The sequence below is a fragment of the Klebsiella sp. BIGb0132 genome, from assembly GCF_024810075.1.
GTDB lineage: Bacteria > Pseudomonadota > Gammaproteobacteria > Enterobacterales > Enterobacteriaceae > Klebsiella > Klebsiella terrigena.
In genome coordinates, this window is the sequence record NZ_JANUDW010000005.1 from 207,440 (window position 1) to 233,851 (window position 26,412).

A 26,412-nucleotide genomic window follows, 5' to 3' on the forward strand; every position below is an offset into this window, starting at 1 on the left:
CATGGATCTGCTGATTATTTTGACGTACGTGGCGCTCGCCTGGTCAATATTTAAAATATTTAAAATCCCGGTAAATAAATGGACGGTACCCACCGCAGCGCTCGGCGGTATATTTATTGTTAGTGCGCTAATCTTATTAATGAACTACAACCATCCCTATACTTTCACCGCGCAGAAGGCGGTTGTCTCTATCCCTATTACGCCCCAGGTCACCGGCGTGGTCAGCAGCGTGACGGATAAAGCGAACCAGCGGGTGAGTAAAGGCGAGGTGCTCTTCACTATCGACCCCGTGCGCTATCAGGCAAGGGTGGACAGGCTGCAGGCCGATCTGGTCACCGCGCTGCACGGTATTAACAACCTCAAGGCGCAGCTCTCGGAGGCGCAGGCCAATACCGTTCGCGTTTCCGCAGAACGTGACCGGCTTTACAAAGACTATCAGCGCTACCTGAAAGGCAGCCAGGCGCGGGTGAATCCGTTTTCTGAAAGCGACATTGATAACGCCCGCCAAAACTACCTCGCTCAGGATGCGATGGTGAAAGGCTCGGTGGCGGAACAGGCGCAGATACAAAGCCAGCTGGACAGTATGGTTGGCGGAGAGCTGTCGCAGGTCGTCAGCCTGCGGGCGCAGCTGACCGAGGCAAAATATAACCTCGATCAGACCGTTGTTCGCGCGCCGAGCAACGGCTACATCACCCAGGTGCTGATTCGTCCCGGAACCTACGCGGCGTCGCTACCGCTGCGCCCGGTGATGGTGTTTATCCCCGAACAGAAGCGGCTGATCGTGGCGCAGTTCCGGCAAAACTCGCTGCTGCGACTGAAAAGCGGCGATGACGCTGAGGTGGTCTTTAGCGCTCTGCCAGGGCAGGTATTTCACGGCAAGCTGACCGCTATTTTACCGGTGGTACCCGGCGGCAGCTATCAGGCGCAGGGCGCGCTGCAGTCGCTGACCATGACGCCGGGCTCCGATGGCGTTCTGGCAACGATTGAGCTCGATCCGAATGCCGACGTCGAGGCGCTCCCGGACGGTATTTTTGCCCAGGTTGCGGTCTACTCTGACCATTTCACCCACGTTTCGGTGATGCGAAAAGTCCTGCTGCGTATGACCAGCTGGATGCACTATCTCTATCTGGACCATTAAGGCGAACCCCGGCAGGCGGGCGCGAAGTCTCCCTGCCTTTTGCCTGCTCCTGAACCATACTTAGATTTTTGTTGGCGAAAGGAGCAGGCAATGAAACTGATTGGCAGCTACACCAGTCCCTTTGTGCGCAAAATTTCCGTCATACTGCTGGAAAAAGATATTCCCTTCGAGTTCGTCAATGAATTCCCCTACGGCGAGGCCAGCGGCGTCGCCAAATATAATCCGTTAGGCAAGGTCCCGGCGCTGGTCACCGATGAGGGTGAGTGCTGGTTCGACTCGCCGATTATCGCGCAATATCTGGAACTGCTCGGCGTACTGCCGGATATGCTGCCGAGCGATCCGAAGGCGGCGCTGAAAATACGCCAGCTGGAGGCGCTGGCTGACGGCGTGATGGAGGCGGCGCAGGCGCTGGTGCGAGAAAAGGCGCGTCCGCCGGCGCAGCAGTCGGAAACGGAGCTGCTGCGCCAGCGCGAGAAGGTGGCCCGCGGCCTTGATGCGCTGGAGGGGTACGCGGCCGACGGCACCCTGCGCGGCGATGAGATTAACCTGGCGTCGATCTCAGCGGCCTGTGCTATCGCCTATCTTAACTTCCGCCGCGTGGCACCGGGCTGGTGCGCGACGCGGCCTCGGCTGATTGCGCTGGTTGAGGCGCTCTTTCAGCGCGCCAGCTTTGCCCGCACGGAACCGCCAAGGACTTGACCCAGGCAGGTAACAGTTTGCGCGTGCAGGCGTTACAATCGTCGCTCAATTGTTGACTCCCTCTCCCGTCGGGAGGGGGGAAAATAACCTATCGCCAGGCTCATTCATGACAACCGATACTCGTGCGCTTTATACCCAACTTCCGGCCACCGACCGTCTGCTCCGCGATCCCGCCTTTTCATCCGTGCTGGCTCAATATGGCCATGCCCAGGTTGTCGCCCTGCTGCGCCAGATGCTGGAGCAGGCGCGGCAGCATATTCGCCTGAGCCAGACGCTGCCCGACTGGTGCGGCGACTGGGCGCGGGAGGCCGAACGGCGGCTGGCGCAAACGACGGAAAGCGCGCTGCGCCCGGTTTTCAACCTGACGGGAACGGTACTGCACACCAATTTAGGCCGCGCGATTCAGGCCGAGGCCGCGGTGGAGGCGGTTACGCAGGCGATGCGGGCGCCGGTTACTCTTGAATATAGCCTCGACGACGGCGGACGCGGCCACCGCGACCGCGCGCTGGCGGATCTGCTGTGCCGCCTGACCGGCGCGGAGGATGCCTGCATCGTCAATAACAACGCGGCGGCGGTGCTGCTGATGCTGGCAGCAACGGCCGGCGGCAAAGAGGTTGTTCTCTCGCGCGGCGAGCTGGTGGAGATTGGCGGCGCGTTTCGCATCCCTGACGTGATGCGTCAGGCGGGCTGCGTTTTACACGAGGTGGGTACCACCAACCGCACCCACGCGAAAGATTATCGCCAGGCCGTGGGGGAGAATACCGGCCTACTGATGAAGGTGCATACCAGCAACTACAGTATTGAAGGCTTTACTAAAACCGTAGATGAGGCGGAGCTGGCGGCGGTGGGACGCGAGCTGGATATTCCGCTGGTGGTCGATCTGGGCAGCGGTTCGCTGGTGGACCTGAGCGAGTACGGCCTGCCGAAGGAGCCAATGCCGCAGGAGATGATTGCCGCCGGGGTCAGCCTGGTGAGCTTCTCCGGCGACAAGCTGCTGGGCGGCCCGCAGGCGGGGATTATCGTCGGTGAAAAGGCGATGATTGCCCGCCTGCAGCAGCACCCGCTCAAGCGCGCGCTGCGCGCCGATAAAATGACCCTTGCGGCGCTGGAGGCCACCCTGCGCCTCTACCTGCATCCGGAAACCCTTGCCGAGCGCCTGCCCACGCTGCGCCTGCTGACCCGCACCGCCGAAGCCATCCACGCTCAGGCGGAGCGCCTGCAGCCGCGGCTTGCCGCGCACTACGCTGACTTTGAGGTGCGGATAGAGCCCTGCCTGTCACAAATCGGCAGCGGCTCGCTGCCGGTGGATCGCTTGCCCGGCGCGGCGCTGACCTTCACCCCGCGCGATGGCCGGGGTAGCCGGCTGGAGGCGCTGGCAGCCCGCTGGCGGACGCTGGCGGTGCCGGTGATTGGGCGAGTTAGCGATGGCCGCCTGTGGCTGGATTTGCGCTGCCTTGAAGATGAATCGAGGTTTATGGAGATGTTATTACCATGATTATTGCTACCGCCGGACACGTTGACCACGGTAAAACCACGCTGCTGCAGGCGATTACCGGCGTGAATGCCGATCGCCTGCCGGAAGAGAAATCCCGCGGGATGACTATCGATCTGGGCTACGCCTACTGGCCGCAGCCCGATGGCCGGGTGTTGGGCTTTATCGACGTGCCGGGCCACGAAAAGTTTTTGTCCAATATGCTGGCGGGGGTGGGCGGTATTGATCACGCGCTGCTGGTGGTGGCCTGTGACGATGGCGTGATGGCGCAGACCCGCGAGCATCTGGCGATCCTGCAGCTGACGGGAAAACCGTCGTTGACCGTTGCGCTAACCAAGGCCGATCGCGTGGAGGCGCAGCGCGTGGACGAGGTGCGCGCCGACGCAGAAGCGGTGCTGGCGGAGTTTGGTTTTACGCCCGCCGCGCTGTTTGTCACCGCCGTACCGTCCGGGCGCGGAATTAGCGCCCTGCGTGAGCATCTGCTGCAGCTCTCTGAGCGCGTGCACCCGCAGCATCAGCGCTTTCGCCTGGCGATCGACCGCGCCTTTACCGTTAAGGGCGCGGGGCTGGTGGTCACCGGTACGGCGCTCAGCGGCGAAGTGAAGGTCGGCGACACGCTGTGGCTTACCGGCGTCGATAAGCCCGTGCGCGTGCGCGGTCTGCATGCGCAGAACCAGCCGGTCGAGCAGGCGTGGGCCGGCCAGCGCATTGCGCTCAATATCGTCGGCGATGCGCAAAAAGAGGCGCTAAACCGCGGCGACTGGCTGCTGTCGGTTCAGCCTCCCGAACCGTCCGAGCGGGTGATTGTCGAGCTGCAGCGCCACGCGCCGCTCACCCAGTGGCAGTCGTTACATATCCATCATGCCGCCCGCCATATTACCGGCCGCGTGTCGCTGCTGGAGGGGGAGCTGGCCGAGCTGGTGCTCGATAGCCCGTTGTGGCTGGCGGATAACGATCGCCTGGTGCTGCGTGATATCTCCGCCCGCAGTACCCTGGCAGGCGCCAGAGTGGTGACGCTCAATCCGCCGCGCCGCGGCAAGCGTAAGCCGGAATACCTGCAGTGGCTGCATACGCTGGCGAGCGCCGACGACGATGCCCTGGCGCTGGAGGTGCATCTTCAGCGTGATGCGGTGCGTCTCGGCGAGTTTGCCTGGGCCCGGCAGCTTAGCGAAACCGGTCTGGCCGCGCTGATGGGCCAGCCCGGCTATCTGCAGGCGGGCAGCAGCCTGCTCAGCGCCCCGCTGGCGGCGCGCTGGCAGAGCAAATTAATCGATGCGCTGACGCGCTATCACGATCAGCATCGCGATGAGCCGGGTACGGGGCGCGAGCGCCTGCGGCGCATTGCCCTGCCGATGGAGGACGAAGGGCTGGTGCTGCTGCTGATTGAGCAGATGCGCGAAAGCGGGGTTATCCACAGCCACCACGGCTGGCTGCATCTGCCGGAGCACAAGGCGGGCTTTACCGATGAGCAGCAGGCCATCTGGCTACGGGTGGTCGATCTGTTTGCCGATGAGCCCTGGTGGGTACGCGATCTGGCAAAAGAGAGCGGCGTTGAAGAGTCCTTAATGCGTGCGGTGCTGCGCCAGGCGGCACAGCAGGGCATGATTACCGCGATCGTTAAGGATCGTTATTACCGTAACGATCGGATTGTTGAATTCGCCGGGCTGATCCGCGAGCTGGATCTCGAAAGGGGATCGACCTGCGCCGCTGATTTCCGCGATAAGCTGAACGTCGGCAGAAAGCTGGCGATCCAAATTCTCGAGTATTTTGACCGCATTGGCTTCACCCGTCGGCGCGGAAACGATCATATTCTGCGCGATAAGGCGCTGTTTCTTTGAGCGTCATCGGCTAATTCCCGGAGGAGGGGCTTGCCGCGCCCGCCGCCGGGAGTTACCGCTTAACCACCAAATTTATCGCCGTCGGGCAAAAAGCCCTGACCTCGCTGAATATTATCCACGTGGCAGCGCCGCATCTCGAAGCGCTAAACCTTTCAACCGGGGAAACCATCAACTTCTCCAGCCGCGAGGACGATCACGCCATTCTGATTTATAAGCTGGAACCGACGACCGGGATGCTGCGTACCCGCGCCTATATCGGCCAGCATATGCCGACGCTGACGCGCAACACCGTTACGGGGCTACCGGCGATGTACGACGAGCTGGGATTTACCTTGCGCGTGTAGGCAAAAAGCCGGATGTCGTTAGGCAGATGACAGATCTGGCAACAATCCCCGCCGGGATCAAAGCGAAGGCGGCTCATTTTCTGGCACTCTGACGGTAATCAACGTTATGCGGGGTGGAAAATGAACCGTTTTATCACTGCGGATTCGGCCAAATGCATCGGCTGCCGTACCTGCGAAGTGGCCTGCGTGGTCTCCCATCAGCACGACCGAAGCTGTTCGACCGTTTCTGCAACGCAGTTTGCGCCACGCATTCGGGTGGTAAAGAGCGGGGAGCTCTCCACGGCGACGCTGTGCCGCCAGTGCGAAGATGCGCCCTGCGCCAACGTTTGTCCGCAGGGCGCGATCCGGCGGGAAAATGCGGTGTGGCGGGTAGATCAGCGGCGCTGTATTGGCTGCAAAAGCTGCATGGTGGCCTGCCCGTACGGCGCGATGACCGTCATGATGACCGACGATGGCGTGCAGGCGCTGAAGTGCGATTTGTGCAGCCATAGCGAGGACGGCCCGGCCTGCGTGGCGGCCTGTCCGACCCAGGCGCTGCGCTGCATGACGGCGGAGGAGCTGGAGAGATTAAGCGCCGGGCGCCGTCGGCTGACGGCGCTGGCGATGTAGCGGGACGACAGCGCGCGATTACGCGTCCTGTTCGCCCCACGCGCGTTCAACTTCTTCGGCGAGAATTTTCACGCCTGCTTCAATTTTCTGCGGGTCCGGCACGTAGTTCATCCGCATGCACTGGTGGGTGTGCGGCCAGGGCTTATCAAGGCCCGGGAAGAAGTAGTCGCCCGGCACCATCAGCACGCCGCGCTTTTTCAGGCGCTGATAGAGCAGCTCGGTGGAAATCGGCAGATCCTTAAACCACAGCCAGAGGAAAATGGCGCCTTCCGGCTTATGGATCAGGCAGCGCTCCGCCGGCAGATAGCGGCGAATAATGGCGATGGTTTCCTGAACCCGCTGGTAATAGAACGGCTTAATCACCGTCTCCGACAGGCGCAGCAGATCGTTGCGCTTAATCATTTCGCACATCATCGCCGGGCCCATGCCGCCCGGAGCAAGGCTGATAATGCCGTTCATATTACTGATGGCGGTAACGATCTTCTCGTTGGCGATGATAATCCCGCAGCGGCTGCCCGGCAGACCGAGCTTGGAGAGGCTCATGCACAGCACGATATTGGGGTTCCATAGCGGCCTGGCGTCGCTGAAAATAATCCCCGGGAAGGGAACGCCGTAGGCGTTATCAATGACCAGCGGCACGCCGTGCTGATTGGCCAGCGCATCCAGCTTGATCAGCTCTTCGTCGGTAATCACGTTGCCGGTAGGGTTAGTCGGGCGGGAGACGCAAATCATCCCCGTCTCTTCCGTCACCTGCAGATGCTCAAAATCCACATGATATTTAAACTGGCCTTCCGGCAGCAGTTCGATATTCGGGCGGGTGGCGACGAACAGATCCTCTTCGAGACCCGAATCGGCGTAGCCGATATATTCCGGCGTCAGCGGGAACAGCACCTTACGGATGGTGCCATCAGCACGGCGTCCGGCAAAGAGGTTAAATAAGTAGAAAAATGCACTCTGACTGCCGTTTGTTAGTGCAATATTCTGTGGTTCAATCTCCCAGCCGAGTTCATCACGCAGCATCTGCGCCAGCAGGCTTAGCAGTTCGCTTTTGCCCTGCGGACCATCGTAATTACAAAGCGCATCAAGGGCTTTACCGTTAGCCAGCATGTTGGCAAGCAGGTCCTTGAAGTAGTCATTCATTTCCGGGATTTGCGCGGGATTACCGCCACCCAGCATGATTGCACCCGGCGTACGCAGGCCGTCATTAAGGTCTTCCATCAAACGGGTAATGCCCGAATGACGGGTGAATTTGTCGCCGAAAAGTGAAAATGTCATCGCGAATAATCTGTCGGTATGTCTGGAAAGTGGGTAACCATAACGCCAGCGTTGGCGAGGTGCAAATCTGCGGAAACGGAGAGGGTTTTGTTATTGTGCTGACTTATCTATTTTTTATAGCGTTTTATTCTATTTTGGCGCCCTCGGTAGCCGAGGGCGCCGCTTATCCGTGGGCTAGCGCTGGCCTGCCCAAACGACCATCACTTTATCATCGCCGTTTTCGCGTACAAAACCGTAGCCCTGCGGCAGGGAGAGGGTAGTTTGCTTGCCCATACCGATAGCCGGGTGGCGGGCGCGGAACTGGCCGAGCTTCTGCCAGTGCGTCACGCTAAGCGCGGCTTTGCCCGCGACGTCCTGCCAGTTCATATCCGAGCGCGTGCCCTGCAGCGGGTCGGAGCCGGTCGGGCCAAAGGGCCGCGAGGACTCATCGCCGTAGAAGATTTGTACCGCGCCAGGGGCGAGCAGCAGCAGTTCGGCCGCCGAGCTGCCGCCTTCGCGGAACAGGCGCGTATCGTGCGATGAGAGGTAGCTCAGGACGTTAAACTGCTGCAGCTTGTCCGCCATTTGCTGCCAGGTCAGGTCCATATTGGCCAGGCAATCCGCGGCCTTCGCCGCCTGATCCTGATAATCGAAGTTAATCATCGCGTCAAAACCGTGGCGATAGTAGTCGCTCTGCATGACGCCGTGGCCCCAGGCCTCGCCGGTCATCCAGAACGGCGCGTTATCCAGCGCCTTATCGGGGTTGGCCTTTTTCCACTCCGCCAGCGCCGCGGTCGCCTGGGTTTTCAGCTGCTGCCAGGCGGCCTGCTCGACGTGCTTGGCGGTATCGACGCGGAAACCGTCAATACCGTAATCACGCACCCACTGGCTGAGCCAGTGGGTCAGGTAATCGCGCGGCGTGAAGCCGGGGATCTCTTTGGCGGCGGTATCCGCTTTCTGCTGATAGAAGTTCGGCAGGCCGGAAGGGGTTGTCGATTCCGTTTTCAGGTCCGGCAGGAAGGCCAGGGACATGGTCAGATCGTCAAAGCCGGGGTTGTCGTAGTCGCCGATATCGGTACGGATCCACTGTTTCCCCCACCATTTTTCCCAGCCGGCCTTATCGCTAAAGTTGATGTAATCGTTAAAGCTGTGCCAGCTCTGGCCCGGGCCGGGCTTCCAGTCGGTCCAGCGTTCGCCGAACGTCTTTTTCAGCTCATCGCCCTGCAGATACAGGGAGCCAAATTTGAACTCCTGCATATCGGCGAGCGTCGCGTAGCCGGTGTGGTTCATCACGACATCAAACAGGATGCGCATGCCGCGCTTATGGGCCTCATCGACGAGGCGACGGAGGTCGGCTTCGGTACCCATGTTGGCATCCAGCTTCGTCCAGTCCTGCGCGTAGTAGCCGTGATAGGCGTAGTGCGGGAAGTCTCCCTTGGTTCCGCCGCCAACCCAGCCGTGAATCTGCTCCAGCGGGGAGCTTATCCACAGCGCGTTGACGCCCAGCTGCTGAAGATAGTCGAGCCGGCTGGTCAGGCCCTGCAGGTCGCCGCCGTGAAACGTGCCGATCTCCTGCATGCCGTCTTTGTGCCGCCCGTAGCTGTTGTCGTTGGCGGGGTTGCCGTTAACGAAGCGGTCGGTGAGCACGAAATAGACCGTGGCGTTATGCCAGCTAAACGGCGCGGTGGCGTCGGTTTCCGCCCGTTCGAGCAGCAGCAGGCCGTTGCTGTTGGGGGCCGGCTGGAGGGTAACCTTCCCGCCGCTCACCGTCGCGATGTTGCCGCTGTAAAAATCACGCACCTTGCTGCCTTCTGCAAAGGTCTGGCCGACGGCAATCGTCAGCGGCTGGCCCTGCCATTTCGGGCACTGGCGCAGCTGGGGCGCCGCCGCTGACGCCGTTTCGGTCTCTTTGAGGGAGATCATCAGCGTCGGCGTGCCGGAGCGGGTATCGACATCGAGGGTGTACAGGCCTTCGCGGAAAACTCGCCACTGCGCGGGCGCGCCGCGGCAGGGCTCCATGGAGAGCATTTGGTTGAGTTTTATGGTTCCGACCGGCTGCCAGCACTGTTGGTCAAAATTTATTTGCAGCGGACGTGTACCCTTCGCCACCTCGTTTTGGCTAATAAATCTGCCGGTGCCTTCTTCGGTAAAGGTGGGAAAGTCAGGGGTGGTCCAGGCGGCGAAGGCCATCCCAGGCAACAGTAGCGACGCGAGAGCAGCGAGTTTCATGCCGAAGTCCTGTAAGCGGTTTTTTGTTCAGTTTGCCCGTCCGACCGCGGGATGAACTCATCCCACCTGCGCTTTTACGGGGAGGATGAAAAGGGGTGAGTGATTCAGTTCAAAAAATAGCCAAAAAATGAGACGGCGCTAGCATTTTCGCGACCTTTTCAGCGTACGGAAACCGATTTCAGGTGACAGCTTTTAGGAATTGGACTATTTCTGTTAGTGCTCTCACTGGGTATTTTTGATACTATTCGCGATTCAATTAACGTTTTTTCGCATAAAACAAGGTGTTGGAATGCATATATCCGACCAGGAGATCTAATGATATCGATTCCCATTCGACGATATGGGGCTGCGATACTCATGTTACTTACCTGCATATTTTCAGGTAGTGTGTTGGCAACAACCCACACGGCAACAACGAGTCATAAAGCCCCGATAGTAAAGAAAAGCAGTAGTGTTAAGGTCAGCAGTAAACAAGAGTATTCTCGCAATAGTGTAAAGAGCAGTTCACTTCCTGATTTGCGAAAATACCCTTCCGGAACACCAAGGAAAAAAGCGTTTCTCCGGACAGTGATGCCTTATATTACCAAACAGAATCAGGTGATTACCGCCGATCGTAACTGGCTTGTTACCAAGCAGTATGATTCCCGCTGGTCGCCGAGCGAGCGCACGCGTCTGAAAGATATAACCTCTCGCTATAAGGTGAAATGGTCTGGCAACACGCGCCGTATTCCCTGGAATACGCTGATGGATCGCGTCGACATTATTCCTAACAGCATGGTTGCCACCATGGCGGCGGCCGAAAGCGGCTGGGGTACGTCTAAGCTGGCGCGCGTAAACAACAATCTGTTTGGTATGAAGTGTGGCGGCGGCAACTGCAGCGGTGCGATGAAAGGCTATTCTCAGTTTGATTCTGTAGAGCAGTCGGTGCAGGCCTACGTGACCAACCTGAACACGCATCCGGCGTACAAATCCTTCCGCACCTCCCGCGCGCAGCTGCGTAAAACGGACCAGGAAGTGACCGCCAGCACGATGATTCATAAGCTGAAGGGCTATTCGACCAAAGGGTCGAGCTATAACAACTATCTCTTCGCGATGTATCAGGATAACCAGCGTCTGATTGCCGCACATATGTAATGCAAACCCTATAATGAAAAATGCCCGGCGCGCTTGCCCGGGCATTTTTTTCGCTCTTTTCCCGCTACATCATCACTTCGCTGTGCCGGTCGCGGTACTCCTTCGGCGTGACGTCGTACTCTTTCTTAAACACGGAATAGAAATACTGCAGCGACGGGTAGCCGCACATCTGCGAGATTTCATTAATCGACAGCGTCGTAGAAACCAGCAGGCTGCGCGCCTTCTCCAGCTTCTCGCTGTGAATGACCGTATGAATGGTTTCGCCCACCTCCTCTTTAAAGCGCTTCTCAAGGTTCGATCGCGAGATCCCGACGGCGTCCAGCACCTGCTCAACCTTGATGCCCTTGCAGGCGTGATTGCGGATGTAGTGCATGGCCTGGATAACCGAAGGGTCGGAGAGGGAGCGGTAGTCCGTCGAGCGTCGCTCAATGACGCGCATGGGGGGAACCAGCCTGCGCTGCAGCGGCAGCGCTTCTTTATCCAGCAGGCGGTGCAGCAGCTTTGCCGCCTGATAGCCCATCTGGCGGGTGCCCTGGGCCACTGACGATAGCGCCACGCGCGACAGGTAGCGGGTCAGCTCTTCGTTATCGATGCCGATGACGCACAGCTTTTCCGGTACCGGAATATGCAGCAGCTCGCAGGCCTGTAAAACGTGGCGCGCGCGGGCGTCGGTAACGGCAATAATCCCCGTTTGCGGCGGCAGAGTTTGCAGCCAGTCCGCCAGGCGATTCTGCGCGTGCTGCCAGTTTTCCGGCGCCGTCTCCAGCCCCTGATAAACCACGCCGCGATACTTCTCTTTTGCCACCAGCTGGCAAAATGCGTGCTCGCGCTCGACGGCCCAGCGCTTGCCGCTGGAGGACGGCAGCCCGTAAAAGGCGAAACGATGAACCCCTTTCTCTTTCAGATGCAGGAAGGCGCTCTCAACCAGGGCGGCGTTGTCGGTAGCGATATAGTGAACCGGCGGGTAGTCCTCAGGGCGATAGTAGGAGCCGCCCACGCCGACGATCGGTACCTCGACGCCGGCCAGCAGCTTTTCAATTTCGGGATCGTCATAATCGGCGATCACCCCGTCTCCCAGCCACTCTCTGATGTTCTCTATCCTGGCGCGGAAGTCCTCTTCGATAAAAATGTCCCACTCCAGCTGCGACGCCTGTAAATATTCGCCAACGCCTTCCACAACCTGCCGATCGTAGGCCTTGTTGGCGTTGAATAACAGCGTAATACGGTGACGCTTTTCAAACATAATCTCGTTCCCTGGTCTCTCTTGCTGGCCATACAATACCGGCCAATGCCCGAACTATTACAAGCTACTTATGCGTAAATCTGGCGGTAGCGCAAATAATTCGGGCATTCTGCTGTCCAGCGTCTCAGGCGCGCCGCTTGGTGGCAGAATCCATCCACACCGCCAGCAGCAAAATGGCGCCTTTAACGATGTATTGCCAGAAGGTGGCGACGTCCATCATGCTCATGCCGTTATCCAGCGCGGACATGATAAAGGCTCCCATCACCGCCCCGGCCACGCTGCCTACGCCTCCGGCAAGGCTGGTGCCGCCGATAACGCAGGCGGCGATGGCGTCAAGTTCGGCGATATTGCCCGCGGACGGAGAGCCGGCCCCCAGACGCGAGCTGAGGATCAGCCCGGCAATCGCCACCATCAGGCCGTTAATGGCGAACACCGCCAGCTTGGTCCGCTCTACGCTGATGCCCGACAGGCGGGCGGCCTCAATGTTGCCGCCGATGGCGTAAATCCGCCGACCAAAGGCGGTGCGGGTGGCCAAAAACATACCGGCCAGCAGCAGCGCGGCGAGGATCAGCACCGGCGTAGGGACGCCGCGATAGTCGTTCAGCAGCCAGATTGCGCCGAGGACAAAAACGGCGGTAAGGGTCTGGCGGCCGACGGCAGCGGTTGAGGCGGAGGTGGTTAACCCCAGCGCCTGGCGGCGTAGGCGGCCGCGCCACTGCCAGATAATAAAGGCGGCCATGCCGACAACCCCGATACCGAAGCCAATGCCGTCCGGCAGGTAGCTCTGGCCGATTTGCGACATCGCCGGGCTGGTCGGGGAGACCGTGGTGCCGTTGGTGATGCCGATCAGAATCCCGCGGAATGCCAGCATGCCGGCAAGAGTGACGATAAACGAGGGCACCTTGCGATAGGCGACCCACCACCCGTTCCAGGCGCCCAGCAGCAGCCCCATCGCCAGCGTCACCACGATGGTGAGCGGTAGCGGCCAGCCGAGCCAGACGTCGAAGATGGCCGCCGCGCCGCCGAGAAGCCCCATCATTGAGCCGACGGAGAGGTCAATCTCGGCGGAAATAATCACGAAGACCATTCCCACCGCGAGGATCCCGGTAATGGCCGTTTGCCGCAGCAGGTTAGAAATATTGCGCGCGCTCAGGTAGGCGCCGTCGGTAACCCAGGTAAAGAACAGCATGATGACCACGATGGCGGCGATCATGACGAAAACCTGAAGGTTCAGGCTCTTTAATCCGGGCAGGGCGGCGGAGGCTGATGGGGCCAGTTTTATCTCAGATGGCGTGTTTTTCGACATGGTGTTCGCTCCTCAGTGCGGCTTCCATTACCTTTTCCTGGGTCAGACCCTGGTTGATTAAGTTGGCTTTCAGTTTGCCTTCGTGCATGACCAGCACCCGATCGCTGAGCCCGAGCACCTCAGGAAGCTCCGACGAGATAACGATAACGGCGATCCCCTGCTGCACCAGCTGATTAATCAGCTTGTAGATTTCGTATTTCGCGCCGATATCAATGCCGCGAGTTGGCTCATCAAGAATTAAAATGCGTGGGTTCAGCAGCAGGCAGCGGGCGAGGATCGCCTTCTGCTGATTGCCGCCGCTGAGCCGGCCGATGGCCAGATCCGGCGATGAGGTTTTGATTTTGAGGCGCTGGATAGACTGCTGAATGCACAGCTGCTCCCCGGCGTCATCGAGGCTGCTTAGCGGGCCGCTAAACTGGTCCAGCGCGGCCAGGGTGATGTTCTTGCCGACCGCCATCACCGGCACGATGCCGTCTTTTTTACGATCCTCCGGCACCATAGCGATACCCTGAGCAATCGCCTGCTGGCAGTGATGAATCGCCACCGGCTGGCCGTCGATATAGATTTTTCCCTCCCAGCGGCCCGGCCAGACGCCAAACAGGCACTGGACGGCCTCGGTACGCCCGGCGCCGACCAGTCCGGCAATGCCGAGGATTTCACCGCGATGCAGCGAAAAGGAGATATCGTTTACTCGTTTAATATGGCGATTGACCGGATGCCAGGCGGTTAAATTCTCAACGCGCAAAATCTCGTCGCCGCGGGTATGCGGCTCGCTGGGGTAAAGGGCGGTCAGCTCGCGGCCGACCATCATGGTAATAACATCATCTTCGTTCATGCCGCTGGCGTCGCGGGTACCAATATGCTGGCCGTCGCGAATCACGCAGATGGTGTCGGAGATCGCTTTGACTTCGTTGAGCTTGTGGGAGATATAAATACAGGCGATGCCGTGATTTTGCAGATCGCGAATAATGTTCAGCAGGATTGCCGTTTCCTGTTCGGTTAATGAAGCGGTGGGCTCATCGAGAATCAATAAGCGCACCTGCTTGTTGAGCGCTTTGGCAATTTCAACCAGCTGCTGCTGGCCAAGACCTAAATCCCCGACGCGCGTATCGGGTGATATCGCCAAATTGACCTGAGCCAGCAGCTTCTGGCAGCGTAGGGTCATGGTTTCATAATCCAGCAGGCCGTGACGGGAAATTTCAGCGCCGAGGAAAATATTCTCCAGCACCGTGAGATGCTTTACCAGCGCGAGCTCCTGGTGAATGATGGCAATGCCCTTACGCTCGGTGTCGCGAATATGGGCAGCCTGCAGGGTTTCGCCAGAGAAAATAATCTCGCCCTCATAGCTGCCGTGCGGATAAATGCCGCACAGCACCTTCATCAGGGTGGATTTCCCGGAACCATTTTCGCCACACAATGAGACAACTTCCCCGGCGTTAAGCCGCAGGCTGACATTATCAACGGCCTTCACCGCGCCGAAAGATTTGGTAATGTTCTTCATTTCAAGTAACCAGGACATAGATGCTCCGCATAAGCGATATCCGGCTGGACGAGAATAACGCCCCGGTTAAGGGGCGTCGGGGGTTACAGTTCGCTCTTTTTGTGGAAACCGTCTTTAATCACCGTTTGTTCAATATTGTCTTTATTCACTTCAATTGGCGTCAGCAGACGCGACGGGACGTCTTTCAAGCCGTTGTTTAAGGTAGTGTCAGCGTGCGGCGCCTTATCGTTACCGAGCTCAACGGCAATTTCCGCCGCGGTGGTGGCAAGCGTCACGATGGGCTTATAAACCGTCATCGTCTGGGTACCAGAGATAATGCGCTTCACTCCGGCGAGGTCGGCGTCCTGACCCGAGATCGCCACTTTCCCCGCCAGCCCCTGGGCGCTTAACGCCTGGATTGCCCCGCCGGCGGTGGCATCGTTTGAGGCCACGACCGCATCAATTTTGTTATTGTTGGCGGTCAGCGCGTTCTCCATTATTTTTAACGCGTTTTCCGGCAGCCAGCCGTCGACCCACTGATCGCCGACAATTTTGATTTTGCCCTGATCGATATAGGGCTTGAGCACCTTCATTTGCCCGGCGCGGAAGAGCTTGGCGTTATTATCTACAGGCGAGCCGCCCATCAGGAAATAGTTTCCCTGGGGGACTTTATCGACCAGGCTTTTGGCCTGCATTTCGCCGACTTTTTCGTTATCGAATGAAATATAGAAATCAATATCTGCGTTATTAATCATACGGTCATAGGCGAGAACTTTGATTCCCTCCTGCTTCGCTTCTTTAATAACGTTACTTAACACCTGACCGTTGTAAGGAATAATGACAAGAACATCAACGCCGCGATTTATCATATTTTCAATTTGTGACATTTGCGTTTCTTCATTGCCGTTGGCAGACTGTACAAATACTTTTGCGCCTAATGATTCAGCCTTGTTGACAAAAATATCGCGATCTTTCTGCCAGCGCTCCAGTCGAAGATCGTCAATGGCCATACCAATTTTAACTTCTTTAGCAATACCCGCCATGCTGGTCAGAATGAGTGAAGCGCAGAGCGTGAGGCAAAGGTTCTTTATCTTCATAATAATAATACCTTTTTGTAAAGTGCAGGATAAAACGAGCGGTAAAAGCAGACGGCCTGATACGCTGAAGATTCTTAACGGGGAAATGGGTGCTGGCAATTACCTGTGCTTATTTTGGCGTTATGAAATTTAGTTTATTTGCTGATTTATGACCGCGATCTTATTTTAATCTTTAAGGCCTCAGGGATTGTGCCGATCTTTCATTGGGATAGGCCATAAATAGCGAATAAGCCGGTTATTTTTGCGATCTGGCGCACGTTTGCGGATTCTCTTAACGGCGGTGTGAAATAACGTAATTGAGGAAAGTAAAACAGCAATTCTATATTGGCTTATGAATTATTACCCGCCGCATCCCTGAATATGGAGTTCATTATGCAGACCTATTTCGATCAACTCGATCGCGTTCGTTATGAAGGCACTAAATCCACTAACCCGCTGGCTTTCCGTCACTACAATCCGGATGAGCTGGTGCTGGGTAAACGCATGGAAGAACACCTGCGGTTTGCGGCCTGCTACTGGCATACGTTCTGCTGGAACGGGGCCGATATGTTTGGCGTCGGTTCCTTCAACCGTCCGTGGCAGCAGCCGGGCGACGCCCTGGAAATGGCAAAACGTAAAGCCGATGTCGCCTTTGAGTTTTTCCACAAGCTGAACGTCCCGTACTACTGCTTCCACGACGTTGATGTCTCCCCGGAAGGCGCGTCGCTGAAGGAGTATCTCAACAATTTCGCACAGATGGTCGATGTGCTGGCGGCAAAACAGGAGCACAGCGGCGTGAAGCTGCTGTGGGGCACCGCGAACTGCTTTACTAACCCGCGCTACGGCGCAGGTGCGGCAACTAACCCGGATCCGGAAGTGTTCAGCTGGGCGGCGACGCAGGTCGTGACCGCCATGGATGCCACCCACAAGCTGGGCGGGGAAAACTACGTCCTGTGGGGCGGCCGCGAAGGGTATGAAACGCTGCTCAATACCGACCTGCGCCAGGAGCGTGAGCAGATTGGCCGGTTTATGCAGCTGGTGGTTGAGCACAAGCATAAAATTGGCTTCCAGGGGACGCTGCTGATTGAGCCGAAGCCGCAGGAGCCGACCAAGCATCAGTACGACTACGACGCCTCCACCGTCTATGGCTTCCTCAAGCAGTTCGGCCTGGAAAAAGAGATTAAGCTGAATATCGAAGCCAACCACGCGACGCTGGCAGGTCACAGCTTCCACCACGAGATTGCCACCGCCATCGCGCTGGGCCTGTTTGGCTCCGTCGATGCCAACCGCGGCGACCCGCAGCTGGGCTGGGATACCGATCAGTTCCCGAATAGCGTGGAAGAAAACGCTCTGGTGATGTATGAAATTCTCAAGGCCGGCGGTTTCACGACCGGCGGGATGAATTTCGATGCCAAAGTACGTCGTCAAAGCACCGATAAGTACGATCTGTTCTATGGTCATATTGGGGCGATGGATACGATGGCCCTGTCGCTGAAGGTGGCAGCGCGCATGATTGAAGATGGCGAGCTGGATAAGCGCGTAGCAAAACGCTATGCCGGCTGGAACGGCGATCTGGGCCAGCAAATCCTCAAGGGGCAGATGACGCTGACGGAAATTGCTCAGCATGCCGCGCAGAATAATCTGGCACCGCAGCACCAGAGTGGACACCAGGAGCAGCTGGAAAATCTGGTGAATCACTATCTTTTTGATAAGTGATGACAATGCCCGGCGCGTCCGGGCATAGGCTATTTAGCACGCTTTTCGCGCCACGCTCAGCCGTGGCGCGCTGTTCAGGAGAGTTGGTATGTACATCGGGATTGATTTAGGTACCTCGGGCGTGAAGGCCATTTTGCTCAATGAGCAGGGTGAGGTACTGGCTTCGCACACGGAAAAGCTCAGCGTATCGCGCCCGCACCCCTTATGGTCCGAACAAGATCCCGAGCACTGGTGGCTGGCAACGGATAGCGCGATCAAAGCGTTGGGAGAGCAGCACTCCCTGCGCGACGTGAAGGCTATCGGTATCGCCGGGCAGATGCATGGCGCCACGCTGCTGGATAAGCAGCAGCGGGTGCTGCGTCCGGCCATTTTATGGAACGACGGGCGCTGCGGCGAAGAGTGCGCCCTGCTGGAAGAGCGGGTCGGGCGGTCGCGGCAGATCACCGGCAACCTGATGATGCCCGGCTTTACGGCGCCGAAACTGCTGTGGGTTCAGCGACACGAGCCGGACGTCTTCAGCCAGGTTGATAAGGTCCTGCTGCCGAAAGACTATTTACGCCTGCGTATGACCGGCGAGTTCGCCAGCGATATGTCTGACGCTGCCGGGACGATGTGGATGGACGTGGCAAAGCGCGACTGGAGCGACGAGATGCTCGCCGCCTGCGGCCTGAGCCGCGATAACATGCCCGCGCTATTTGAAGGCAGCGAGGTGACGGGATCGCTGCGCCCGGCTATCGCTGCGGCGTGGAATATGCCGCAGGCGCTGGTGGTGGCCGGCGGCGGGGATAACGCCGCCGGTGCCGTTGGTGTGGGCATGGCGGACGCGGGACAGGCGATGCTATCGCTGGGGACCTCCGGCGTTTACTTTGCCGTCAGCGAGGGATTTCTCAGCAAACCCGAAAGCGCGGTGCACAGCTTCTGCCACGCGCTTCCCGGGCGCTGGCATTTGATGTCGGTCATGCTCAGCGCGGCATCCTGCCTCGACTGGGCGGCTAAGCTGACCGGCCTGGGTACGGTTCCGGCGCTGATCGGCGCGGCCGAATCCGCCGATGAGCGCGCGGGCCCGGTGTGGTTTCTACCCTATCTTTCCGGCGAGCGTACGCCGCATAACAACCCGCAGGCGAAGGGCGTCTTTTTCGGCCTGACGCATCAGCATGGCCCGGCGGAGCTGGCGCGTGCGGTGCTGGAAGGGGTGGGATATGCGCTGGCGGACGGTATGGATGCGGTCCACGCCTGCGGCATCAAGCCCGAGAGCATCACCCTGATTGGCGGAGGCGCGCGCAGCCCCTGGTGGCGGCAGATGCTGGCTGACATCAGCGGACAGCAGCTGGATTACCGTACCGGCGGCGATGTTGGACCGGCGCTGGGCGCCGCGAGACTCGCGCAGCTGGCGCTGCATCAAGGGGAGTCCTGGGCGGATCTGCTGCCCCAGCTGCCGCTTGAGCAGGCTCACCGTCCGAATAGCGAACGCGTCGCGCTCTATGTTCCGCGTCGCGAAACCTTCCGCCAGATTTATCAGCAGCTTCTCCCGCTGATGTCGTAGCGGCGATCCGCTCCCGCGCGGGAGCGGGTTTGACCGTGGCGCTAACTCACCAGCCGACGCGTGTCGATGCGCTGTACCAGCGCCGACAGCAGCAGGCTACCCAGCAGGGCGGCGCTAAAGATCCACAGAATATCCAGCAGCGGCCAGCGGGTGAGCTCCAGGCCGCTGGCCCGCAGCGCGTGGATAATCAGCGCATGAAAACCGTAGATCCCCAGGGAGTGGCGAGCGATGAGCGCCAGAACGGGGATTTGACGCGCGTTAAGGGTATTTTTCGCCAGCGTCAGCAGGGCTACCGCGCACACAAACACCGCCGGCCCGCAGTATAAATACCAGGTATCGCCGAAGTCGCCGCGCCACTTGAGCTCATGCAGCGTTCCGCGCGATATCACCCAGACGGCGCTGACGAACAGCGCGGCACACAGCAGAGTCAGCCATTTTTTATCCGTCTCCATCATGCCAATCGCCCGGCCAAGTACGCCGTACAGCACGTAGTAAAAGGCATCGCCGCTGATATAGAGATTGAGCGGCAGCCATTCGATACCGCCCGCTTTTACGCTGACCATATTGGGGTTGGCGAGGATGCCGATGACCAGCATCAGCGCCACCAGCATTTTACCGCTGGCCTGCTTAACCTGAATAAGCGGCGAGAGCAGATAGATGACGATAATCGCGAAGAAAAACCACAGGTGATAGAACACCGGCTTTTGCAGCAGGTTTCTTAGCGAGAGCTCGACGTTGATATGGGTAAACAGGGCGATGTAGAGCAGCGACACGGCGCTGTAAAACAGCACGCACAGCACGATACGCAGAAAGTGCCGCGGCTGGGCGCTGCGTTCGCCGAAAAACAGGTACCCAGACATCATGAAGAAGAGCGGGACGCTGACGCGAGAGGCGGAGTTGAGCAGGTTGGCCATATCCCATTCCACCAGGCTGATGGCGTGGGGATGGGTGATGTACCAGGTGGTGCTGTGGATCATCACCACCATCATGCATGCGATACCGCGCAAACTCGTAATCCAGTTTATTTTTTCCTGCATCAGTACCTCAGTGGTTCCTTCTTAAACAGGGTCTGACTTCCCTGATACCGCGGTGTCGCAATGGAATATTCTGAGTTTGCCGCCGCATGCTTGTAGAGATGTGGAGAGATTCGCACAATGTCCGGGTGATTTCACGTAATCTGAACGATAACAATTTGCTAACAAGGCGGTCGAGGAAAATGGTGATGAAATGTTTCTTTTCTGGACTGCTGCTGCTTGTGCTCGCCGGCTGCAGCCAGACGCCGTCCCAGCCGCCACAAAAAGCGCAAAGAGCGCGGATTACGCCGCAAATTACCCTGAATATGGAACAGCTGTGTAAGGATCAGGCGGCAAGACGCTACAGCACCGGGACCAGGCTGGTTGACGTCAGCCATTTTGAACAGTTCCAGGGAAGCTATGAGCTGTCGGGCCATACCGAGCAGAATGAGCGCTTTATCTGTTCTTTCGATCCAGACGGGCAGTTTTTACATCTTTCTATGCGCTAAATGCCCCGCAGCTGCCGCATGATGGCGTTAATTTCCCCAATTTTGCTTAAACAACGCCGTTTCGTACTGTATATCTCGCAGCCAGCGGGTATACTGATCCCTTCCTTTAAATCCACACGTATCCAGCACGAAATAATATGCAAAAGTTTGATACCAGGACCTTCCAGGGCCTGATCCTGACCTTACAGGATTACTGGGCTCGTCAGGGCTGCACCATTGTTCAACCACTGGACATGGAAGTTGGCGCCGGCACCTCCCACCCAATGACCTGCCTGCGCGCGCTGGGGCCAGAGCCGATGGCGACTGCCTACGTGCAGCCTTCGCGTCGTCCGACCGACGGCCGCTATGGTGAAAACCCGAACCGCCTGCAGCACTACTATCAGTTCCAGGTGGTCATTAAGCCATCGCCGGACAACATCCAGGAGCTGTACCTCGGGTCTCTGAAAGAGCTGGGTATGGATCCGACTATTCATGATATCCGCTTCGTGGAAGACAACTGGGAAAACCCAACGCTGGGTGCCTGGGGTCTGGGCTGGGAAGTGTGGCTGAACGGTATGGAAGTGACGCAGTTCACCTACTTCCAGCAGGTGGGTGGTATGGAATGTAAGCCGGTCACCGGCGAGATCACCTACGGTCTGGAGCGCCTGGCGATGTACATTCAGGGCGTAGACAGCGTTTACGACCTGGTATGGAGCGACGGCCCGCTGGGTAAAACGACCTACGGTGACGTGTTCCATCAGAACGAAGTCGAGCAATCAACCTATAACTTTGAATACGCCGACGTGGACTTCCTGTTCTCCTGCTTTGAGCAGTATGAGAAAGAAGCGCAGCAGCTGCTGGCGCTGGAAAATCCGCTGCCGCTGCCCGCCTACGAGCGCATTCTGAAGGCCGCCCATAGCTTCAACCTGCTGGATGCGCGTAAAGCCATCTCCGTCACCGAGCGTCAGCGCTATATTTTGCGCATCCGCACCCTGACGAAAGCGGTGGCAGAAGCTTACTACGCTTCCCGTGAGGCCCTTGGCTTCCCGATGTGCAACAAAAACAAATAAGAGGCGGCCATGTCTGAGAAAACTTTCCTGGTGGAGATCGGCACCGAAGAGCTGCCACCAAAAGCCCTGCGCAGCCTGGCTGAGTCTTTTGCTGCGAACTTTACCGCGGAGCTGGACAGCGCTGGCCTCGCCCACGGCACCGTTGAGTGGTTTGCCGCCCCGCGTCGTCTGGCGCTGAAGGTGGCTAATCTGGCCGCTTCCCAGCCGGATCGCGAAATCGAAAAACGCGGCCCGGCGATTTCTGCGGCGTTTGACGCAGAAGGTAAACCGAGCAAAGCGGCCGAAGGCTGGGCGCGCGGCTGCGGTATCACCGTCGAGCAGGCCGAGCGTCTGGCGACCGATAAAGGCGAATGGCTGCTGTATCGCGCCCATGTGAAAGGCGAAAGCGCGGAAGCGCTGCTGCCGAACATGGTCTCGACCTCCCTCGGCAAGCTGCCTATCCCTAAACTGATGCGCTGGGGCGCGTCGGACGTGCAGTTCGTGCGCCCGGTTCACACCGTGACCCTGCTGCTTGGCGACAAAGTCGTGCCGGCGACCATTCTCGGCATCGACTCCGATCGCGTGATCCGCGGCCATCGCTTTATGGGCGAGCCGGAGTTCACCATCGATAGCGCCGAACAGTATCCGCAAATCCTGCTGGAGCGCGGTAAAGTTATTGCTGACTACGAAACGCGTAAAGCCACCATTAAAGCTGGCGCGGAAGAAGCGGCCCGCAAGATTGGCGGCAACGCCGATCTGAGCGAAAGCCTGCTGGAAGAAGTCACCTCGCTGGTGGAATGGCCGGTGGTGCTGACGGCGAAATTCGAAGAAAAATTCCTCGCGGTGCCTTCTGAAGCCCTGGTTTACACCATGAAAGGCGATCAGAAGTACTTCCCGGTTTATGCTGACGACGGCAAACTGCTGCCGAACTTCATCTTCGTGGCAAACATTGAGTCCAAAGACCCGCAGCAGATCATCTCCGGTAACGAGAAGGTTGTGCGCCCGCGTCTGGCCGATGCCGAATTCTTCTTCGACACCGACCGTAAAAAGCGCCTGGAAGATCATCTGCCGCGTCTGCAGACCGTCCTGTTCCAGCAGCAGTTGGGCACCCTGCGCGATAAAACTGACCGTATTCAGGCCCTTGCCGGCTGGATTGCGGGTCAGATTGGCGCAGACGTCGACCACGCGACCCGCGCGGGCCTGCTGTCGAAGTGCGACCTGATGACCAATATGGTCTTCGAGTTCACCGATACTCAGGGCGTGATGGGCATGCACTACGCGCGCCATGATGGCGAAGCGGAAGACGTTGCCGTGGCGCTGAACGAGCAGTATCAGCCGCGTTTTGCCGGCGACGATCTGCCGTCTAACCCGGTTGCCTGTGCGGTGGCGATTGCCGATAAGATGGATACGCTTGCCGGTATCTTCGGCATTGGTCAGCACCCGAAAGGGGACAAAGACCCGTTCGCACTGCGCCGCGCTGCGCTGGGCGTGCTGCGTATCATCGTTGAGAAGAACCTCTCTCTGGATCTGCAAACCCTCACCGAAGAAGCGGTACGTCTGTATGGCGACAAGCTGACTAACGCCAGGGTTGTTGATGAGGTTATCGACTTTATGCTCGGTCGCTTCCGTGCCTGGTACCAGGACGAAGGCTACGGCGTTGATACCATCCAGGCGGTACTGGCTCGTCGCCCGACCCGTCCGGCTGATTTCGATGCGCGCATGAAGGCGGTTTCGCACTTCCGTACGCTGGAAGAGTCCTCGGCGCTGGCGGCAGCCAACAAGCGCGTCTCCAACATCCTCGCAAAATCTGAAGAGACGCTGAACGATACCGTTCACGCCTCCGTGCTGAAAGAAACCGCAGAGATCAAGCTGGCTACCCATCTGGTCGTGCTGCGCGATAAGCTGCAGCCGTTCTTCGCCGAAGGCCGCTACCAGGAAGCGCTGATCGAGCTGGCCTCCCTGCGTGAACCGGTGGATGAGTTCTTTGAGAACGTGATGGTCAACGCCGAAGATCGGGACGTGCGTATCAACCGACTGACGCTGCTGTCCAAACTGCGCGAGCTTTTCCTGCAGGTAGCGGATATTTCTCTGCTGCAGTAAGCGCCTTTTGGCAACAAAAAAACCTGCCTTCTGGCAGGTTTTTTTATGGCGCGAAGATGCTCATGGCACCATCTGCTCGCCTACAGGCTGGCCCTTAACTACTCCAGGTTGCCTGCCGTCAGGCTCTCTTTATCGAAAGCATGGCTGACGTTAATGCGGTTTTGATGCATCGACGTATCGATGCTGGAGCCCGCTTCCGGCGGTACGGCATGACGTTCTGCTGCCATGACGCCGGTTGATAGTGAGGCTGCCAGAAACAGGGCGGTCATCACGCTGATATTTTTCATTTTAGATTCCTTTTTTCATCGTGTTGTCGTTGTCGCCTGTATGCTTGATTCCGGCGGCCGGCACTCTCAAAAAGCGCCATCAATGCGATTTATTTGGTCAGTTCTGCGGTCATATGAACGCGGTTGTTGAACTGGGCGCTGGTAATTTTGTAGGACGCACCCTGCTCAGCGGCCTGGGCGGCAATTTTAGCTTCTGCACGGTCCAGGGTGGAGGCGGTGGTGCTGATGCTCTGAGCAAATGCGCCGAAGGACATCAGAGAAAGTGCGGTAACTGCAACGAAATTTTTGATAGATTTCATGGTCGTATTCCTGAGGTTGTTTGTCTGTAGTAGGGTGTTGTGCCCTGATGTGATAAATAATAGACCGATCGTCGGGTGATTAAAATCGGAACAATTTGCGCATCTTGTTCAAAAAAATAGAATAAAATTTGATCGATAAATCCCGGGCGTTCTTCGTTATGACCGGCGATAAATGCGTCCGTCAGTTGGCCCATCGGCGCGGCTACTTTTGCCCCGTACCGGCGCGGGCGCTGAAAAAATAATCTTGAAATGTGGGGGGCGGTGTGGCTATTCTGTGTCCCGACGAATCCCTCGTCTTACTGAGAGCACACTGAAAATGGATAACCACGCCTGCTGAATTCACTCCTTGCCAGCACCATGTGCGGCAGGGGAAGTATCGATTTCATTCAGGAGTGCTTATGGCCCATTGTGCCCAATCCCCCGCTTTTATTTTGCATCAGCTCACCTGTCAGTTTGCGACGGGAGACATGCTGTTTGGCCCGCTAAATTTATCGTTAGAGACATCGTTCTGCGGCCTGGTCGGCCGTAATGGCGTCGGCAAAACTCGCCTGCTTCGGCTGCTGGCGGGCGTCGACTCTCCTTCCGGCGGACATATCGAACGCTTTACCTCGCTGGCCTATGTTGCCCAACATCCGGCAATTGCTTCCAGCACTACCCTGGCCGACCTGCTGGGCTACGAGCCCATCTTCTCTGCCCTGCGGCGGCTTGAGCGCGGGGAAGGATTCGCTGACGACGTCGAGAGCCTGGAGGGTTTCTGGGATCTGCGCGAGCGTCTGAGCGCGGCGTTCGCCGATGCCGACCTGCCGGCGTTCTCTCCCGAGCGTCTCGCCTCGTCGCTGAGCGGCGGCGAGCGGGTGAAAGCGCTTCTGTGCGGGGCCTTTCTCTCGGGCGCGGACTACTTGCTGCTGGACGAGCCGACCAACCACCTCGACGGGCAGGGCCGCGAATGGTTGTATCGGCAGCTGGAGCGCTGGCGCGGCGGGGGAATTATCGCCAGCCACGATCGTGAACTGCTGGCGCGAATGCCGCGCATCCTTGAGCTCACGCCGACGGCGCTGCGAAGCTATGGCGGGAGCTACGCCGACTATCGGCAGCAGCGCGATGCCGAACAGCAGGCCGCACGTGCCGCGCTGGAGCATGCCGCGACCGAACGCCGCCGCACGCGGGCGCGAATGCAAAAAGAGCATGATGCCAGCCAGCGGCGATCTGCGCAGACGCTGCGGGTTGTCGATACGCTGAATATTGCCTCGTTTGAACGCGTGAAGTACAAAGGCGCGGCGAAGGAGCGCCCCGGAACGCTCCATCGGCAGCATCGGGAACAAAATAGCGCGCTCAATACCGCCGTCGCTCAGGCGCACGAGCGGGTAGAAGATGAGGCATCGGTGATGTTCACTCTGCCGGGAAGTCAGATCGCCGCCGGTAAACAGGTCCTGGTGCTGGAGGATCTACGCCTGGCACACTCGGCTGCAGCGCCGCTGAGCTGGCGTCTTGATGGGCCGATGCGCGTAGCGCTGCGCGGGCCTAACGGCTGTGGAAAAACTACGTTACTGAAAACGCTGGTCGGTCTCGAGCAGCCGGTTTCTGGAGCGTGCCGACTATCGGTTCATGCGGCGTGGCTGGATCAGCACCTGACGCAGCTGGACCTGTCGCTATCGGTTTTAACGCACCTTAATCTTGACGATACGCCACTGGAAGAGGGAGTGCTGCGCAGCCGGCTTGCACAGCTGCAGCTGGGGGCGGATAAAATCAATCTGCCGCTGGCGGCCCTGAGCGGCGGAGAACGGCTGAAGGCGGCGCTGGCCTGCGTACTGTGGCGGCGGGACGCGACTCAGCTTCTGCTGCTCGATGAGCCGACTAACCACCTGGATTTAGCCTCAGCCCAGGCCATTGAAGCGGCGCTGGCGGGATTCCCCGGCGCGATGCTGGTGGTGTCGCATGACGAGGCGTTCCTGCAGGGGCTGAAGCTTACCCACGCTTTAGCGTGGCGAGACGGCGGCTGGCAGCTTGAGCCGTATTAAAACGAAAAAAACCGCCATGCGAAGTGGCGGTTTCCTGATATTCAGATAAAAAAAATC

The 26,412-nt window shown here is 58.4% G+C and carries 21 protein-coding genes and 1 pseudogene; 13 read left to right on the top strand and 9 right to left on the bottom strand.

What is annotated here, in order from left to right; genetic code table 11:
• Nucleotide 1 precedes the first annotated feature (1 nt).
• From M2416_RS15980 to M2416_RS16005, 6 genes and pseudogenes are all read left to right on the top strand, one after another.
• Nucleotides 2-1,138 carry an HlyD family secretion protein gene (locus M2416_RS15980; protein ID WP_259225665.1) on the top strand — a complete coding sequence of 379 codons (1,137 nt, stop codon included), beginning with the start codon at nucleotides 2-4 and terminating at the stop codon, nucleotides 1,136-1,138.
• 90 nt (nucleotides 1,139-1,228) lie between these two features.
• Entirely contained in the window at nucleotides 1,229-1,837 is a 609-nt protein-coding gene (locus M2416_RS15985; protein WP_259225667.1) for a glutathione S-transferase, read from the top strand.
• 106 nt (nucleotides 1,838-1,943) lie between these two features.
• Nucleotides 1,944-3,332 carry an L-seryl-tRNA(Sec) selenium transferase gene (gene selA / locus M2416_RS15990; RefSeq protein ID WP_259225672.1) on the top strand — a complete coding sequence of 463 codons (1,389 nt, stop codon included), beginning with the start codon at nucleotides 1,944-1,946 and terminating at the stop codon, nucleotides 3,330-3,332.
• Nucleotides 3,329-5,167, top strand: a complete 1,839-nt coding sequence (selB, locus tag M2416_RS15995; RefSeq protein WP_259225673.1) for a selenocysteine-specific translation elongation factor — start codon at nucleotides 3,329-3,331, stop codon at nucleotides 5,165-5,167. The genes selA and selB overlap by 4 nt, the downstream gene beginning before the upstream one ends.
• A 35-nt stretch (nucleotides 5,168-5,202) precedes the next feature.
• A pseudogene (locus M2416_RS16000) lies at nucleotides 5,203-5,490 on the top strand (IclR family transcriptional regulator domain-containing protein); the annotation flags it as partial.
• Between the two features lie 141 nt (nucleotides 5,491-5,631).
• Nucleotides 5,632-6,120, top strand: a complete 489-nt coding sequence (locus tag M2416_RS16005) for a 4Fe-4S binding protein (RefSeq protein ID WP_041143173.1) — start codon at nucleotides 5,632-5,634, stop codon at nucleotides 6,118-6,120.
• An 18-nt stretch (nucleotides 6,121-6,138) separates the two neighbouring features.
• On the opposite strand, the gene avtA is transcribed toward M2416_RS16005, so the two are convergent.
• A complete protein-coding gene (avtA, locus tag M2416_RS16010) occupies nucleotides 6,139-7,395 on the bottom strand; it encodes a valine--pyruvate transaminase (protein ID WP_076946260.1) in 1,257 nt (418 codons plus the stop codon).
• Between the two features lie 174 nt (nucleotides 7,396-7,569).
• Nucleotides 7,570-9,603, bottom strand: coding sequence for an alpha-amylase (locus tag M2416_RS16015; protein WP_076946259.1), 2,034 nt, complete (start codon nucleotides 9,601-9,603; stop codon nucleotides 7,570-7,572).
• A 315-nt stretch (nucleotides 9,604-9,918) separates the two neighbouring features.
• On the opposite strand from M2416_RS16015, the gene M2416_RS16020 reads away from it, so the two are divergent.
• Nucleotides 9,919-10,737 (top strand): protein bax, encoded by an 819-nt coding sequence (locus M2416_RS16020; protein ID WP_071844863.1) that lies wholly within the window; start codon nucleotides 9,919-9,921, stop codon nucleotides 10,735-10,737.
• Between the two features lie 64 nt (nucleotides 10,738-10,801).
• Here the strand turns inward: M2416_RS16020 and xylR are convergent, their stop codons facing one another.
• The 4 genes from xylR to xylF form a co-directional block, all read right to left on the bottom strand.
• The gene (gene xylR, locus M2416_RS16025) at nucleotides 10,802-11,980 is read right to left on the bottom strand and encodes a D-xylose utilization transcriptional activator XylR (protein ID WP_076946257.1); all 1,179 of its coding nucleotides are present in this window, start codon (nucleotides 11,978-11,980) and stop codon (nucleotides 10,802-10,804) included.
• Nucleotides 11,981-12,104: 124 nt separating this feature from the next.
• Nucleotides 12,105-13,286, bottom strand: coding sequence for a xylose ABC transporter permease XylH (gene xylH, locus M2416_RS16030; RefSeq protein ID WP_041143168.1), 1,182 nt, complete (start codon nucleotides 13,284-13,286; stop codon nucleotides 12,105-12,107).
• Nucleotides 13,264-14,805, bottom strand: a complete 1,542-nt coding sequence (locus tag M2416_RS16035; protein ID WP_259225674.1) for a xylose ABC transporter ATP-binding protein — start codon at nucleotides 14,803-14,805, stop codon at nucleotides 13,264-13,266. Before M2416_RS16035 ends, xylH begins: the two co-directional genes overlap by 23 nt.
• A 65-nt stretch (nucleotides 14,806-14,870) precedes the next feature.
• On the bottom strand, nucleotides 14,871-15,863 hold the full coding sequence (gene xylF / locus M2416_RS16040) for a D-xylose ABC transporter substrate-binding protein (RefSeq protein ID WP_076946255.1): 993 nt from the start codon (nucleotides 15,861-15,863) through the stop codon (nucleotides 14,871-14,873).
• 372 nt (nucleotides 15,864-16,235) lie between these two features.
• Here xylF and xylA point away from each other — a divergent pair, with 372 nt between their 5' ends.
• On the top strand, nucleotides 16,236-17,558 hold the full coding sequence (gene xylA / locus M2416_RS16045; protein WP_076946254.1) for a xylose isomerase: 1,323 nt from the start codon (nucleotides 16,236-16,238) through the stop codon (nucleotides 17,556-17,558).
• An 88-nt stretch (nucleotides 17,559-17,646) separates the two neighbouring features.
• Nucleotides 17,647-19,101: a xylulokinase gene (gene xylB, locus M2416_RS16050; RefSeq protein WP_259225675.1), complete on the top strand. Its 1,455-nt coding sequence runs from the start codon at nucleotides 17,647-17,649 to the stop codon at nucleotides 19,099-19,101.
• Nucleotides 19,102-19,142: 41 nt separating this feature from the next.
• Here xylB and M2416_RS16055 read toward each other — a convergent pair whose 3' ends face one another.
• The gene (locus M2416_RS16055; RefSeq protein ID WP_178995665.1) at nucleotides 19,143-20,138 is read right to left on the bottom strand and encodes an acyltransferase; all 996 of its coding nucleotides are present in this window, start codon (nucleotides 20,136-20,138) and stop codon (nucleotides 19,143-19,145) included.
• A 179-nt stretch (nucleotides 20,139-20,317) separates the two neighbouring features.
• Between M2416_RS16055 and M2416_RS16060 the strand changes: the two genes are divergently transcribed.
• The 3 genes from M2416_RS16060 (at nucleotide 20,318) to glyS (ending at nucleotide 23,751) form a co-directional block, all read left to right on the top strand.
• Nucleotides 20,318-20,623: a YsaB family lipoprotein gene (locus tag M2416_RS16060; protein ID WP_041143162.1), complete on the top strand. Its 306-nt coding sequence runs from the start codon at nucleotides 20,318-20,320 to the stop codon at nucleotides 20,621-20,623.
• Between the two features lie 137 nt (nucleotides 20,624-20,760).
• Complete coding sequence (gene glyQ / locus M2416_RS16065; RefSeq protein WP_041143161.1) at nucleotides 20,761-21,672, top strand: glycine--tRNA ligase subunit alpha; 912 nt, start codon at nucleotides 20,761-20,763, stop codon at nucleotides 21,670-21,672.
• Between the two features lie 9 nt (nucleotides 21,673-21,681).
• Nucleotides 21,682-23,751, top strand: coding sequence for a glycine--tRNA ligase subunit beta (glyS, locus tag M2416_RS16070; protein ID WP_259225680.1), 2,070 nt, complete (start codon nucleotides 21,682-21,684; stop codon nucleotides 23,749-23,751).
• Nucleotides 23,752-23,849: 98 nt separating this feature from the next.
• Here glyS and M2416_RS16075 read toward each other — a convergent pair whose 3' ends face one another.
• Nucleotides 23,850-24,038, bottom strand: a complete 189-nt coding sequence (locus tag M2416_RS16075; RefSeq protein WP_041143159.1) for a hypothetical protein — start codon at nucleotides 24,036-24,038, stop codon at nucleotides 23,850-23,852.
• A gap of 89 nt (nucleotides 24,039-24,127) precedes the next feature.
• Complete coding sequence (locus M2416_RS16080) at nucleotides 24,128-24,337, bottom strand: YdgH/BhsA/McbA-like domain containing protein (protein WP_259225685.1); 210 nt, start codon at nucleotides 24,335-24,337, stop codon at nucleotides 24,128-24,130.
• A 398-nt stretch (nucleotides 24,338-24,735) separates the two neighbouring features.
• Here M2416_RS16080 and M2416_RS16085 point away from each other — a divergent pair, with 398 nt between their 5' ends.
• Nucleotides 24,736-26,355, top strand: coding sequence for an ABC-F family ATP-binding cassette domain-containing protein (locus tag M2416_RS16085; protein ID WP_259225686.1), 1,620 nt, complete (start codon nucleotides 24,736-24,738; stop codon nucleotides 26,353-26,355).
• Nucleotides 26,356-26,412 lie beyond the last annotated feature (57 nt).